A 13,511-nucleotide genomic window follows, 5' to 3' on the forward strand; every position below is an offset into this window, starting at 1 on the left:
GGCTGTGCCGTCGTACCTCCACCCTCCTCGACCGCGGGTCCGCGGACCATGGAGACCGTCGGCGTCTTGAACGGGGGGTTTTCCCTACCCCTGGGCGGCGGCACGCGGTCGCCACGGCAGCTCGGCCGTCACCGTCGTCGGGCCGCCGTCCGGCGAGTCGACGACGAACAGCCCGTCCACGGCACCCAGCCGGTCCGCGAGCCCGCGCATACCCGTGCCGCCGTCCAGGCGCGCGCCTCCGCGCCCGTCGTCCCGCACCTGGATGAGCAGCCGGTCGTCCCGGCGCCACACGTCCACCGACGCCGACGCCGCCGCGCTGTGCTTGCTGACGTTCTGCAGCAGCTCGGAGACGGTGAAGTAGGCGATGCCCTCGATGGCCTCCGCCGGTCTGGCCGGCAGGTCCACGGTCACCTTCACCGGCACCGTGCACCGCGAGGCGACCGAGGACAGGGCGGCGTCCAGCCCCCGGTCGGTCAGTACGGCCGGGTGGATGCCGCGCGCCAGATCGCGCAGCTCCTGCAGGGCGAGCTTCACCTCGCCGTGCGCCTCCGCGACCATCTCCGCCGCCGCGTCCGGGTCCTCCAGCAGCTTCTCCTTGGCCAGGCCCAGCCCCATGGCCAGGTTGACCAGACGGGCCTGCGCCCCGTCGTGCAGGTCGCGTTCGATACGGCGCAGATCGGCGGCCGCCGTGTCGACGACGACCCCGCGGTCCGACTCCAGCTCGGCGATACGGCGCTCCAGCTCGTCGGACGGCGACAGCAGACCGCGCACCATCGCCCGGTCCACGTTCGACAGACCGCGCGCGATGAACGGCAGCACCGGCCACAGCACGAACAACGACGTCAGGGTGACGACGAAGGTGAGGATGCCCCAGGGCAGCCGGATGAAGTCGTACAGGGCAGTCCGCCAGCCCACCGGGTCTTTCAACGCCAGCCACAACTGCGGAAAGAAACCGTCTCGCCCGCCACGCAACGGCAGCCGGCTCGGCTCGTCCACCCGCACCCCGAGCAGCGCACGCGCGCGTGCCCGCTCCAGCCTGCCCAACTGCCGCGCCCCCATCAGCCCGGCCGCGAGCAGCGGGAACCCGATCACCGTCAACGTCAGGGCGGCACCGGTCACCAGCACCGTCATCACATAGACGAAGCCCAGCAGCGACAGCGGGAAGTTCGCCAGCAGGTGGGCGATCTCCTTCCAGGTGTGCCGGTCGTAGGCGAAACGGGCGGGCGGCAGCGGCGGCTGCGTGGTCCCGGAGGGCACGGAGGCGCCGGGGGAGGGGCTGGGGCGTTCGGTCATACGGGTCAGCGTGCCGCGCCCGCAGCCGTCGCGCCATGGAGTGGACCGCCTGCGTGCCCTGGGGAAAACCCCACCTCCGGGCGCGAACAAGGGCCTGGCACAAGCGCGGTGGCGCCCCGCGAGACAGGTTCGCCGCGTCCCACGGGTAACCCGAGGCGTGACGGGCTGCTTACGGTGTCTTTAGCAGGGCCTAGACTCCCGTGCGTACAGATCGTCGAACAGCGTCGGCAGCGGGGCTCACGGCACTGTTCACGAGATCACGGTCGCAGGACACCGGCCCGGACGGGCCGGACGAGCCCGGTCCTGGGACATCGGTCACGAGGTCAGGGAGCGAGGGGCGGACGTGTCGGAACAGACCGTCGTCGTCGCGGCGGATGCGTATGACGTCGTCGTCTCGGCGGACTACTTCCAGTCCTACTCGGTCGTCGGACTGCTGGCCGTCGTCGGCGTGCTGTTCGTCGCCGTCGCCTTCGGCGCGGGCCGCCTGCTGCGTCCCGTGGTCCCCACGCCCGAGAAACTGCTCACGTACGAGTGCGGCGTCGACCCCGTCGGCGAGGGCTGGGCCCACACCCAGGTCCGCTACTACGTGTACGCGTTCCTCTACGTGATCTTCGCGATCGACTCGATCTTCCTCTTCCCCTGGGCGACGGTCTTCGCCGCCCCGGGCTACGGCGCCACCACGCTCGTCGAGATGTTCGTCTTCCTGGGGTTCCTGGCCGTGGGCCTGCTCTACGCATACAAGAAGGGCGTCCTGGCATGGACGTGACGCCAGACACCACCAACGAGCAGCCGGTACTGCTGCCGGAGCCGAAGCGGCTGGGCGCCCTTGCCCGGCTCGCCCCGGAGCCGATGAAGGTGATCCTCAACTGGGGCCGCCGCTACTCGCTCTGGGTCTTCAACTTCGGTCTCGCCTGTTGCGCCATCGAGTTCATCGCCGCGTCGATGGCCCGCCACGACTTCATCCGGCTCGGCGTGATCCCGTTCGCCCCCGGCCCCCGGCAGGCCGACCTGATGGTCGTCTCCGGCACGGTGACCGACAAGATGGCACCGGCCGTGAAGCGCCTGTACGAGCAGATGCCCGAGCCGAAGTACGTCATCTCCTTCGGCGCCTGCTCGAACTGCGGCGGCCCCTACTGGGACTCCTACTCCGTCACCAAGGGCGTCGACCAGATCATCCCGGTCGACGTCTACGTCCCCGGCTGCCCGCCGCGCCCCGAGGCGCTCCTCCAGGGCATCCTCAAGCTCCAGGAGAAGATCGCTCAGGAGTCGCTCGGCGACCGCTACGCGACCCACCGCCCGTCCACGACTGCCCTCCAGAGCGGCTTGGTACGGGGGCCGGAGACACCGGGCACCCCGGACACCCGGTCGGCCGACGGCGGCACCGGCACCGGCACCGGCACCGGCACCGACGCCGACGCCGACGCCGGCCCCGACGCCGGGGAGGCCGGTCGATGACGACGGTCGGCTGGCTGCCCACCCCGGTCGAGGAACTGTTCGGCCCGGACGCCACGGCCGAGGAGTCCTACGACGTCCTCACGGTCGACGTGCCCCCGGCCGCCTGGATCACCGCCCTGGAGACCGCCCGCGACTCCCTCGGCTGCACCTACTTCGACTGGCTCAGCGCCGTCGACGAACCCGGCACCGGCTTCCGCGTCGCCGCCCACGTGGCCGCCCTCGCGCCGGTACGCCGTCTCCTCGTCCGCACCACCGTCCCGCACGACGCGCCCGCCCTCCCCTCCGCCGTCGGCGTCTACGCGGGAGCGGCCTGGCACGAACGCGAGACCCACGAGATGTTCGGCGTGGAGTTCACCGACCACCCCGGCCTCGACCACCTCCTCCTCCCGGAGAACTTCGAGGGCCACCCCCTCCGCAAGGACTTCGTCCTGGCCGCCCGCGTCGCCAAGGCGTGGCCGGGCGCCAAGGAACCCGGCGAGTCCGAGCACGGCGGCCCCAAGCGCCGCCAGATGCTCCCGCCCGGCGTGCCCGACCCCAACGAGTGGGGCCCGCTGAAGGGCCAACTCCCGCCCGCCCCGTCCCGCCCGGCCCGCGCCGCGGGACGCACCGCCGCGGGACGCACCACCGGCGAACGCCCCGTACGCCGCACCCGCTCCGCCGCCGAAGGCTCCGCGACCCAGGCAGGCGAGGCGCCGTCCGCGGCACCAGGCACTGCGGCCAGCACCGCGGCGGGCACTGCGTCGGAGGGCACTCCCGCCGCGGGCACCCGCCCCCGCCGCACCCGTACGGCGGCCCAGGGCTCCGCCAGCCAGACCACCCCGGCGCCGGAGACCGGGACCCCGGCCGACCCCGGCACCGCCGCGCCCCCGGCCCGCCGGTCCCGCAGCGCGAGCGAGGGCTCGGCGTCCCAGCGCACCCCGGTCGCCCCCCGCCGCTCCCGCAGTGCCTCTGAGGGCTCGGCCAGCCAGCGCCCGGCACCGGAAGCCCAAGCCCCCGCGACTCCGGCTCCAGCCCCAGCCCCGGCCCCGGAGGACGGACCGGCTGCCGCTGCCCCCCGGACCCCGCGCAGCCCGGACGCCCCTTGGCACCACGCCCGCCCGGCCTTCGAGGAACCGTCCCCCGACGCCGCCGAGAAGCACGCCGGATCACAGCCCGAACGCGAGGGCGACCGGGAGAGCCACGGCGACCAGGAGAGCCAGGACAACCGGGACGGCGAGACCGACCGGGACGGGCAGGTCAGCCGGGACGGCCAGGCCAACCGGGACGGCCAGACCGGCCAGGACAGCCAGGGCAACCGTGACGGCGAGACCGACCAGGACGGCCAGACCGACCAGGACGACCAGCGCACCCCCCGCCCCGACGAAGGCACCGACCCCGCAGGAGGCCCGCGGTGAACGACGCTCTCGACGTCACCCTGCGACTCCTGATCGTCTTCGTCGTCTTCCTCACCTTCCCGCTGCTCGTCGGCCAGACCGAGCACAAGGTGATGGCTCATATGCAGGGCCGCCTCGGCCCCATGTACGCCGGCGGCTTCCACGGCTGGGCCCAGCTCGTCGCCGACGGCGTGAAGTTCGCGCAGAAGGAGGACGTGGTCCCGGCCGGCGCCGACCGCCGCATCTTCCAGCTCGCTCCCGCGGTGGCCCTCCTTCCCTATCTGCTCGTCCTTCTGGCCATCCCCATCGGCCCGGGCGAGGGCGCGGTCGGCGAGGTCGTCGACGCGGGGATCTTCTTCGTCCTGGCGGTCATGGGCGTGGGCGTCCTCGGCTCGCTCATGGCCGGTTGGGCCTCCGCCAACAAGTTCTCCCTCCTCGGCGGTCTGCGGACAGCCGCCCAGCTCCTGGCCTATGAACTCCCGATGCTGCTGACCGCCGCCTCCGTCGCGATGGCGGCCGGCACGGTCTCCCTCGTCGGCATCCTCGACGCGTTCGAGTGGTGGTGGCTGCCCTGGCAGATCGTCGGCGCGATCGTCTTCTTCGTCGCCGGTCTCGCCGAACTCCAGCGCCCGCCCTTCGACATGCCCGTCGCCGACTCGGAGATCATCTTCGGCGCCTACACCGAGTACACCGGTCTGCGTTTCGCTCTCTTCCTCCTCGCCGAGTACGCCGGGATCGTCGTCCTGTGCGGGCTGACCACCGTCCTGTTCCTGGGCGGTTGGCACGGCCCCTGGGGTGCCGACGGTCTCGGCTGGGTCTGGACCCTGCTGAAGACGGCCGTCCTCGCGTTCATCGTGATCTGGCTGCGCGTCACCTACCCCCGACTGCGCGAGGACCAGTTGCAGAAGCTCTCCTGGACCCTCCTCGTCCCCCTCTCCCTCGCCCAGATCGCCCTCACCGGCATCGTCAAGGTGGTGATCCAGTAACCATGGCCCCCATCCCCGGCAGTGGCCTGGCCAAGGGCCTGGCCGTCACCCTCCGCACGATGACGAGGAAGTCCGTCACCGCGCAGTACCCGGACACCCAGCCGGCCCTGCCGCCCCGCAGCCGGGGCGTGATCGGCCTGTTCGAGGAGAACTGCACGGTCTGCATGCTGTGCGCCCGTGAGTGCCCGGACTGGTGCATCTACATCGACTCCCACAAGGAGACGGTCCCGCCGGCGGCTCCCGGTGGCCGTGAGCGCAGCCGCAATGTCCTGGACCGCTTCGCCATCGACTTCTCGCTGTGCATGTACTGCGGTATCTGCATCGAGGTCTGTCCTTTCGACGCCCTGTTCTGGTCTCCGGAGTTCGAGTACGCGGAGACCGACATCCGTGACCTCACCCACGAGCGCGACAAGCTGCGCGAGTGGATGTGGACCGTCCCCGCCCCGCCCGCCCTGGACCCCGGCGCGGAGGAGCCCAAGGAGATCGCCGCCGCCCGCAAGACCGCCGAGAAGCTGGCGGCCGCTCAGGCGGAACCTCGGACGGAGTCGGGCACCGACGCGCAGGAGGGTCAGTCGTGAGCCTCGCCGCGGTGGCTGTCACCGCCCACGCCGTCGCCACCCAGGCCGTGACCACTCACGCCCTGGCGGCTCACGCGGCCCCGGCGCAGGGCTCGCACGGCTTTCTCTCGCCGACGGGCGTCGAGATCACGTTCCTGCTCGTCGGTCTGGTCACCTTCGGCGCCGCCCTCGTCACCGTCACCACCCGGCAGCTGGTGCACGCCGCCTTGTGGCTGGTGGTGGCGCTCGGCGGACTCGCCGTCGAATACCTCCTGCTGACGGCCGAGTTCATCGCCTGGGTGCAGGTCCTCATCTATGTGGGATCCGTCGTCGTCCTCCTTCTGTTCGGTCTGATGCTGACCCGCGCTCCCATCGGCCGCTCCCCGGACGCCGACTCCGGGAACCGCTGGGCCGCCCTGGCCGTGGCCGCCGTCGCCGCGGTCACGCTCGTCTGGGTGGTCGTCGACGCCTTCCGCACCACCTGGATCGACCTGGACGGCCCCGCCGCCGGCTCCACCCAGGCCACCGGCGAGAGCCTCTTCCAGAACTGGGTCCTCCCCTTCGAGGGCCTGTCCGTCCTCCTCCTCGCCGCGCTGGTCGGGGCGATCGTCCTGTCCCGCAAAGCGAAGGCCGAGCCGGGCTCTCCCTCTGTGAACTCCCGAGCCGCGACCAGGAGTTCCCCTTCCGTTCCGGATTCCCGTAATCGCCCGATCGGGCGAAATGGGGCTTTCGGGGGAACCAAGCCCGGCACGCCCGAAGCAACTGACGCCGGGACGACCGGAGGAACCGAGTCCGGGGCGCCCGAGGGAAGCAAGTCCCGGGCGCCCGAGGAATTCACGCCGGCCGAGCAGGAAGGCGCCCGCTGATGCATCTCGCCTACCCCGCCGTGCTGTCCGCCCTGCTGTTCTGCACCGGCCTCTACGGCGTCCTCGCCCGCCGCAACGCGATCCTGGTCCTGATGTCGGTCGAGCTGATGCTCAACGCCGTCAACCTCAACCTGGTCGCCTTCGACGTCTGGCTCAGCCGGGCCGCCGCGGACACCCTGCACTCCGGTCAGGCCCTGACCCTCTTCACGATCACCATCGCCGCCGCCGAGATCGGTATCGGCCTGGCGATCGTGCTCGCCGTCCACCGCAACCGCGGCACCTCGGACATCGACCGGCTCCGCGACACCGCCGAGGGCCACGATCCCGATCACGACAGCCCCGCCGCCGGGCAGGCCGAGAAGGCTGAGGCCACCGCGTGACCACGACCACCCTCGCCGTACTCGTCCCCCTCCTCCCCTTCCTCGGCGCCGCGGCCGGCCTGCTCCTGGGTCGTACGACGCCCGGCTTCGTCCGGCCCCTCGCCATCCTGCCGACCCTCGCGTCGCTGGTGCTCGCCGCCGTCGTCGCCGTGCGCCAGGGCGGCGACCAGGCGATCACCGCCGCCACCGAGCTCACGCCCACCGGTTCGGTGCCGATCGAACTCGCCCTGAACGTCGACGGCTTCGCCGCGCTGGTCGCCGTACTCGTCACCGTCGTCGCCACCTGCGTACAGGTCTACTCCACGGGCTACCTCCGCGAGGACCCCCGGTACCCGTCGTACGCCGCGCTCGTCTCCCTGTTCACCTCCGCCATGCTGCTCGTCGTCTACTCCGGCGACCTCATGGTGCTGCTGGTCGGCTGGGAGATCATGGGCATCTGCTCGTACTTCCTGGTCGGCCACTACTGGGAGACCCCGGAGGCCCGAGCCGCCTCCATCAAGGCGTTCCTGGTGACCAAGCTCGGTGACGTCCCCTTCCTCATCGGCCTGTTCGCGCTCGCCACCGACGCCGGGTCCTTCCGCATCACGAAGATCCTCGGCACCGTCGCGAGCGGCGGCCTCGACCACCCGACCGTCATCGCCCTGCTGCTCCTCGCGGGTGTCGCGGGCAAGTCGGCGCAGTTCCCGCTGCACACCTGGCTGCCCGACGCGATGGCCGGCCCCACACCGGTCTCCGCGCTGATCCACGCCGCGACGATGGTCGCCGCCGGTGTCTACTTCGTCGCCCGCCTCCTCCCGGTCTTCGAGGCCTCACAGGCCGCGATGGTCGTACTCGCCGTGATGGCCGCCGTCACGATGGTCGGCTCCGGCCTCGCCGCGCTCGCCCAGGACGACATCAAGCGCGTCCTCGCCTACTCGACGATCGGCCAGCTCGGTTACATGACGGGCGCCCTGGCCGTCGGCGACCGCGGTGCCGCCGTCTTCCACCTCCTCTCGCACGGCGCCTTCAAGGCCCTGCTCTTCCTCGCGGCCGGCGTGATCATCCACGCCGCCGGCACCAACTCGCTGGCCGTCATGTCCCGCATGGGCCATCTGCGCGACCGCGTCCCGGACGCCTTCTGGACGATGACCGTGGCGCTCCTCGCGCTCGCCGCGATCCCGCCGTTCAGCGGCTTCTTCTCCAAGGAGTCCGTCCTCGGCGCGGCCGAGCACGTCGCCACCGGCCACACCGAGCACGCCCCCGGCGCCGCCGGCTGGACCGTCCTGATCGCCGGCGTGGTCACCGCCCTGCTCACCGCCGGGTACGCGACCAGGCTCTGGCTGCTCACCTTCCACGGCCGCGGCGTCGAGGCCCCCGACCACGGCAGGCAGCCGCTGACGATGACCGTGGTGCTGTGGGTGCTGGCCGTACCGTCCCTGGCCCTCGGCGGGTTCGCCTACCGCGTACTCCCCGACTGGTTCGGCGGTGACGACCTCGCCCCCACCCTCACCACGTCCGTCCTCGGCACCGGTGTCGCCCTCATCGGCGGCATCGTCACCTACGCGGCCTGGCGGCACACGACCTCCCTGGCCATGGGCATCCCGCTGGGCGCGGTCGTCGCGCACCCCGAGGGCGACGCCGGACAGGTCGAGGCGGAGGCCATCGCCAGCCACGCGCCCGTGTACGGGGGAGTTGCCTACGCGCCCGACCCGGCGGACCCCGGCAGGCTGCTGCTCGGCCCGCTGCACCGCCACGCGGCCGTCGGCTTCCACCTCGACGCGGTCTACCGGACCCTCTTCGTCCGCCCGGTCCAGGGCGGCGCCGCCCTGGTCCGGTTCCTCGACCGCGAGGTCGTCGACACCTACGTACGCGGCGCCGGCGCCCTTCCGCGCTGGCTCGGCATCGCCGTGCGGCGCGCCCAGACCGGCAATGTGCAGACCTATGTGAGCGCGCTGCTCGCCGGCACCGTCGTCCTCGCGGTCGCCGCCGTCCTCGTCGCCACGGGAGCGTGAGCAGGCGTGATCGATATCAACGAGTCCGTGATGCAGTTCCTTCTGGCGTTCGTCGTCGTCGGGCCGCTCCTCGGCGCGGCCGCCGCCCTCCTGCCCGCCCCGCCGGGACTGAAGGGGAAGTCACCCGAGCAGGCGGTGCTCCGGCACGGCGTGACCGTGACCGGCGTGGTGCTCATCGCCGCGATCGTCCTCGCGCTGGGCTTCGACCACGACCAGCCGTCGAAGATGCAGGCCAGCACGGACATCAGCTGGATCCCCGCACTCGACGTGCGCATCCACCTCGGCGTCGACGGCATCTCCCTCCCCCTTCTGGTCCTGACCGCGCTGCTGACCTTCCTCTGCGCGCTCTACTCGTACTTCAAGATGCCTTCGGGGCCCACCCCGAAGGCGTTCGTCGCCCTGCTGCTCCTGCTGGAAGGCGGCACCCTCGCCACCTTCGCCGTCCTCGACCTGCTGCTCTTCTTCCTCGCCTTCGAGACGGTCCTCATCCCGATGTACTTCCTCATCGCCCGCTGGGGCGGCGACGGCCGGGCCGCGGCCGCCTGGAAGTTCATCCTCTACACGCTGCTCGGCTCCGTCGTGATGCTGCTCGGCCTGCTCCTGATCGGTCTCAAGGCGGGCACGTTCGACATGGTGGCACTCGCCACTGACAACGGCCGGTCACTGACCGCGTCCGTGCAGGTCATCGCCGTTCTGGCGATCGGTCTCGGGCTGGCGGTCAAGACGCCGATGTGGCCGCTGCACAGCTGGCTGCCCGACGCCCATACCGCGGCGCCGACCGTCGGCTCGGTCCTGCTGGCCGGCGTCCTGCTGAAGATGGGCACGTACGGGTTCGTGCGGATCCTGCTGCCGATCGCGCCCGACGGCTTCGCCGACTTCGCGCCCTACCTCGCCGCCTTCGCCGTCGTCGGCATCATCTACGGATCGCTCGCCTGCCTGGCGCTGGCCAAACAGGGCGCGAAGGGCGACCTCAAGCGCCTCATCGCCTACTCGTCCGTCGGCCACATGGGCTTCGTCCTGCTCGGCATCGCCACGATGACCCCGACCGGCGTGAACGGCGCCCTGTTCGCCAACATCGCCCACGGCCTCATCACCGGCCTGCTGTTCTTCCTGGTCGGCGCGCTGAAGGACCGGACCGGCACGACCGACCTCGACACCCTCGCCGAGGAGACCGGAGCCGCGCTGTACGGTAAGGCGCCCCGCCTGGGCGGACTGCTCGCCTTCGCGGCCGTCGCCTCGCTGGGACTGCCCGGCCTCGCCGGGTTCTGGGGCGAGATGCTCGCGCTGTTCGGGGCGTTCGATCCCGCCGCAGGGCTCAGCCGCCCGGCCTTCCTCACCTTCATGGCGATCGGCGCCTTCGGCACCCTGCTCACCGCCGCGTACCTGCTCGTCGTGGTGCGCCGCGTGTGCATGGGCGCGGTCGCGCAGGACGCCCCGCGCCTCGCCGATGTCCACAGTTACGAGTTCGCGGCCTGGACTCCCCTGGTCGCCCTCACCGTCGTCGCCGGCCTCTGGCCGAAGACCCTCCTCGGCCTCACCGACCCGGCCGTGCAGCAGCTCCTCGCAGGAGGCACCCGATGAGCTCTCCGGCCCAGTCCCTCGTCGAGTCGCTGGTCCAGTCCGTCGACTGGCTCGCCATCGCGCCGCCCACCGTCGTGGCGGCCGTGGCCCTCGCGGTCCTCGTCGCCGACCTGTTCGTCCCCGAGGCCAGGAAGGCGCTTCTCGGCTGGGCGTCCGTGGCGGGACTCGCCGCCGCCGCGCTCCTGCTGCTGCCGCTCCTGGACGGCGACCGCTCCACCTTCTGCCTCACCGGCGCCCCGGACGTGTGCAGCTACACCGCCGACCGCTTCACCCTCGTCATCCAGTTCCTCGTCCTCGGAGGCGCCCTCCTGGCGGCCCTCCTCTCGGTCACGGCGCTCAAGGACGCCAAGAAGGAACTGGCCGAAGGGGAGTACTGGTTCCTGCTGCTGTCCTCCGCCGCCGGAGCCGCGCTGCTGCCCGCCGCCCGCGACCTGGCGACCCTCGTCGTCGCCCTCGAGGTCGCCTCGCTGCCCGCGTTCGCCCTGGTCGGCCTCCGCCGCGGCGACCGCAGGTCCTCCGAAGCGGCCCTGAAGTTCTTCCTGTCGTCGGTCACCGCCACCGCGGTCAGCCTCATGGGCATCAGTTTCGTGTACGCCGCGACGGGCACCCTGCACCTCACCCGGCTCGCCGAACGCATCCAGGACGTCGACGGGCAGCTCCAGACGCTCACCCAGACCGGCGTGGTCCTCACCCTGGTCGGCTTCGCCTTCAAGACGGCCGCCGTGCCGTTCCACTTCTGGGTGCCGGACACCTACATCGGTGCGCCCCTGCCGGTCGCCGCCTATCTGTCGGTCGTCGGCAAGGCGGTCGGCTTCACCGGCCTGATCCTCGTCACGGTCGTCGCGCTGCCGTCGTACGCCGACGTCTGGGGCCCGGCGCTCGCCGCGCTCGCCGCGCTCACCATGACCGTCGGCAACGTCGGTGCCCTGCGGCAGCAGGCCACGCGCGCGTACAGCGCGGTACGCCTGCTCGCCTGGTCCTCCGTCGGCCAGGCCGGCTACCTCCTCGTACCGATCGCCGCCGCCGCGTACTCCGGCGACGCGGAGCGTTCCATCGGCTCCACCGTGGCCTACGCGCTCATGTACGGCGCCGTGAACCTGGGCGCCTTCGCGGTGGCCGCACTCGTCGGCCGTACGAAGACCCTGAACCGTGTCAGCGACTACCGCGGCCTGTACGCCCGCAACCCCGTGTCCGCCCTGGTCCTGGCCTTCTTCCTGCTCTGTCTCGCGGGGCTGCCGCCGGGGATCATCGGCCTGTTCGCCAAGGTCACCGTCTTCGCCGCCGCCGTCGACGCGGGTCTGGGCTGGCTGGCCGTGGTGATGGCGGTCAACGTCGTGATCGCCCTCTTCTACTACCTCCAGTGGACGGTCCTGCTGTTCCGCGCGCCTGAGGGCGAAGAGGCCAGGCACCTGCCCGTCGCACCGGTGACGGCGGCGATCGCCCTCACCGGCGTCATCGCCGTCGCCCTGTCCGGGGCGCCCCAGCTGGTCCTGCGCTTCGCCGACACCGGGCTCTTCTGACCCCGCGGCCCCGCCACGTACGCGTGCCCGCGTCCACCGGGGCCTCACCCGGACGGCCCAGGGACGGCGGCGGCCGACCAGGGAACCCGTGACCTTCGCCTGGCGTTGACCAGTACAGAAGGGTCCACTGGACGTGACACCACGACACCGGTGGCGTCGCAGACGACCAGTGAAGGTTCCCCTGCCGCACCACTTGGAGGGCGTACCGTGCACCGCCGGCACAACGGGCTCAGGACCGCAGTCCTCCTCGGGGGACTGTCCGCGCTCATCATCGTCATCGGCAGTTTCTTCGGCCGGACGGGGCTCGTCGTCGCGGTCCTGGTCGCCCTCGGGACGAACGCGTACGCGTACTGGAACAGCGACAAGCTCGCCCTGCGCGCGATGCGGGCCCGACCGGTCAGCGAGTTCGAGGCGCCAGGGCTCTACCGGATGGTCCGCGAGCTCTCCACCCAGGCCCGCCAGCCGATGCCCCGTCTCTACATCTCCCCGACGGAGGCGCCGAACGCGTTCGCGACCGGCCGCAACCCTCGCAACGCGGCGGTGTGCTGCACCGAGGGCATCCTGCGCCTCCTCGACGAACGCGAGCTGCGCGGTGTCATCGGCCACGAGTTGAGCCATGTGTACAACCGCGACATCCTGATCTCGTCGGTCGCCGGCGCACTCGCCTCGGTGATCATGTTCCTGGTCAACTTCGCCTGGCTGATCCCCATCGGCCGCTCGGACGACGACGACGGACCCGGCATCCTCGGCCTGCTGCTGATCATGATCCTGGGGCCGCTGGCCGCCTCCCTCATCCAGCTGGCCATCAGCCGCTCCAGGGAGTACGAGGCGGACGCCTCCGGTGCCCAGCTCACCGGAGACCCGCTCGCTCTGGCCAGCGCCTTGCGCAAGCTGGAGACGGGCACCAAGCAGCTGCCGCTGCCGCCCGAGCCCCGTATCGAGACCGCCAGCCACATGATGATCGCGAACCCGTTCCGCCCCGGACAGGGATTCGCCAAGATGTTCTCCACCCACCCGCCGATGGCGGAGCGCATCGCCCGACTCGAGAAGATGGCAGGCCACCTGTGAAGACCATCCTGAACGTCATCTGGCTCGTCCTGAGCGGCTTCTGGCTGTTCCTCGCCTACATCGTGGCGGGCCTCGTCCTCTGCATCACCATCATCGGCATCCCGTTCGGCATCGCGGCCTTCCGTATCGGCGTCTACGCCCTGTGGCCCTTCGGGTACACGACGGTGGAGCGGCGTGACGCGGGAGCCCCCTCCTGCGTCGGCAACGTCCTGTGGCTGGTCCTCGCGGGCTGGTGGCTGGCCATCGGCCACATCGTCACGGGCCTCGCCCTGTGCGTGACGATCATCGGCATCCCGTTCGGCATCGCCAACTTCAAGCTGATCCCGGTGTCGCTGTTCCCGCTCGGACGCGAGATCGTGCCGACGGACAGGCCGTTCGCGACGACCTGGTAGGCGGGGGAGACGACCCCACCGCACACAGTTCGGCGTTCCCGACTGCCCA

General features: G+C 71.5%; 13 protein-coding genes. 12 read left to right on the top strand and 1 reads right to left on the bottom strand.

The features are described from left to right. Nucleotides 1-84 precede the first annotated feature (84 nt). Complete coding sequence (locus F8R89_RS20710; RefSeq protein ID WP_151785364.1) at nt 85-1,293, bottom strand: sensor histidine kinase; 1,209 nt, start codon at nt 1,291-1,293, stop codon at nt 85-87. A gap of 343 nt (nt 1,294-1,636) precedes the next feature. On the opposite strand from F8R89_RS20710, the gene F8R89_RS20715 reads away from it, so the two are divergent. The 12 genes from F8R89_RS20715 to F8R89_RS20770 all read left to right on the top strand — a co-directional run bounded on the left by F8R89_RS20715 (nt 1,637) and on the right by F8R89_RS20770 (nt 13,462). Beyond that, nucleotides 1,637-2,059, top strand: coding sequence for an NADH-quinone oxidoreductase subunit A (locus tag F8R89_RS20715; RefSeq protein WP_055622584.1), 423 nt, complete (start codon nt 1,637-1,639; stop codon nt 2,057-2,059). Beyond that, nucleotides 2,050-2,748: an NADH-quinone oxidoreductase subunit B gene (locus F8R89_RS20720; protein ID WP_151785365.1), complete on the top strand. Its 699-nt coding sequence runs from the start codon at nt 2,050-2,052 to the stop codon at nt 2,746-2,748. Before F8R89_RS20715 ends, F8R89_RS20720 begins: the two co-directional genes overlap by 10 nt. Beyond that, complete coding sequence (locus F8R89_RS20725) at nt 2,745-4,142, top strand: NADH-quinone oxidoreductase subunit C (protein ID WP_151785366.1); 1,398 nt, start codon at nt 2,745-2,747, stop codon at nt 4,140-4,142. The genes F8R89_RS20720 and F8R89_RS20725 overlap by 4 nt, the downstream gene beginning before the upstream one ends. Next, the gene (locus tag F8R89_RS20730) at nt 4,139-5,107 is read left to right on the top strand and encodes a complex I subunit 1/NuoH family protein (protein ID WP_151785367.1); all 969 of its coding nucleotides are present in this window, start codon (nt 4,139-4,141) and stop codon (nt 5,105-5,107) included. Before F8R89_RS20725 ends, F8R89_RS20730 begins: the two co-directional genes overlap by 4 nt. Nucleotides 5,108-5,109: 2 nt before the next feature. Further along, entirely contained in the window at nt 5,110-5,685 is a 576-nt protein-coding gene (locus F8R89_RS20735; RefSeq protein WP_151785368.1) for a NuoI/complex I 23 kDa subunit family protein, read from the top strand. Nucleotides 5,686-5,732: 47 nt separating this feature from the next. Further along, nucleotides 5,733-6,530 (top strand): NADH-quinone oxidoreductase subunit J, encoded by a 798-nt coding sequence (locus F8R89_RS20740; RefSeq protein WP_225994646.1) that lies wholly within the window; start codon nt 5,733-5,735, stop codon nt 6,528-6,530. Then, nucleotides 6,530-6,910: an NADH-quinone oxidoreductase subunit NuoK gene (gene nuoK / locus F8R89_RS20745; RefSeq protein ID WP_151785369.1), complete on the top strand. Its 381-nt coding sequence runs from the start codon at nt 6,530-6,532 to the stop codon at nt 6,908-6,910. The genes F8R89_RS20740 and nuoK overlap by 1 nt, the downstream gene beginning before the upstream one ends. Beyond that, complete coding sequence (locus F8R89_RS20750) at nt 6,907-8,901, top strand: NADH-quinone oxidoreductase subunit L (RefSeq protein WP_151785370.1); 1,995 nt, start codon at nt 6,907-6,909, stop codon at nt 8,899-8,901. Before nuoK ends, F8R89_RS20750 begins: the two co-directional genes overlap by 4 nt. 6 nt (nt 8,902-8,907) lie before the next feature. Next, a complete protein-coding gene (locus tag F8R89_RS20755) occupies nt 8,908-10,482 on the top strand; it encodes an NADH-quinone oxidoreductase subunit M (RefSeq protein ID WP_151785371.1) in 1,575 nt (524 codons plus the stop codon). Continuing rightward, nucleotides 10,479-12,002, top strand: coding sequence for an NADH-quinone oxidoreductase subunit N (locus tag F8R89_RS20760; RefSeq protein ID WP_151785372.1), 1,524 nt, complete (start codon nt 10,479-10,481; stop codon nt 12,000-12,002). The genes F8R89_RS20755 and F8R89_RS20760 overlap by 4 nt, the downstream gene beginning before the upstream one ends. A gap of 207 nt (nt 12,003-12,209) precedes the next feature. Continuing rightward, the gene (gene htpX / locus F8R89_RS20765) at nt 12,210-13,070 is read left to right on the top strand and encodes a zinc metalloprotease HtpX (RefSeq protein WP_151785373.1); all 861 of its coding nucleotides are present in this window, start codon (nt 12,210-12,212) and stop codon (nt 13,068-13,070) included. Further along, nucleotides 13,067-13,462 carry a YccF domain-containing protein gene (locus F8R89_RS20770; protein WP_151785374.1) on the top strand — a complete coding sequence of 132 codons (396 nt, stop codon included), beginning with the start codon at nt 13,067-13,069 and terminating at the stop codon, nt 13,460-13,462. The genes htpX and F8R89_RS20770 overlap by 4 nt, the downstream gene beginning before the upstream one ends. Nucleotides 13,463-13,511 lie beyond the last annotated feature (49 nt).

It is taken from the genome of Streptomyces sp. SS1-1, from assembly GCF_008973465.1.
Lineage (GTDB): Bacteria > Actinomycetota > Actinomycetes > Streptomycetales > Streptomycetaceae > Streptomyces.

Coding starts and splice junctions, on each gene's coding strand:
- F8R89_RS20720 (WP_151785365.1), top strand. CDS start 2,050: ATGGACGTGACGCCAGACACCACCAACGAGCAGCCGGTACTGCTGCCG.
- F8R89_RS20760 (WP_151785372.1), top strand. CDS start 10,479: ATGAGCTCTCCGGCCCAGTCCCTCGTCGAGTCGCTGGTCCAGTCCGTC.
- F8R89_RS20725 (WP_151785366.1), top strand. CDS start 2,745: ATGACGACGGTCGGCTGGCTGCCCACCCCGGTCGAGGAACTGTTCGGC.
- F8R89_RS20710 (WP_151785364.1), bottom strand. CDS start 1,293: ATGACCGAACGCCCCAGCCCCTCCCCCGGCGCCTCCGTGCCCTCCGGG.
- F8R89_RS20735 (WP_151785368.1), top strand. CDS start 5,110: ATGGCCCCCATCCCCGGCAGTGGCCTGGCCAAGGGCCTGGCCGTCACC.
- nuoK (WP_151785369.1), top strand. CDS start 6,530: ATGCATCTCGCCTACCCCGCCGTGCTGTCCGCCCTGCTGTTCTGCACC.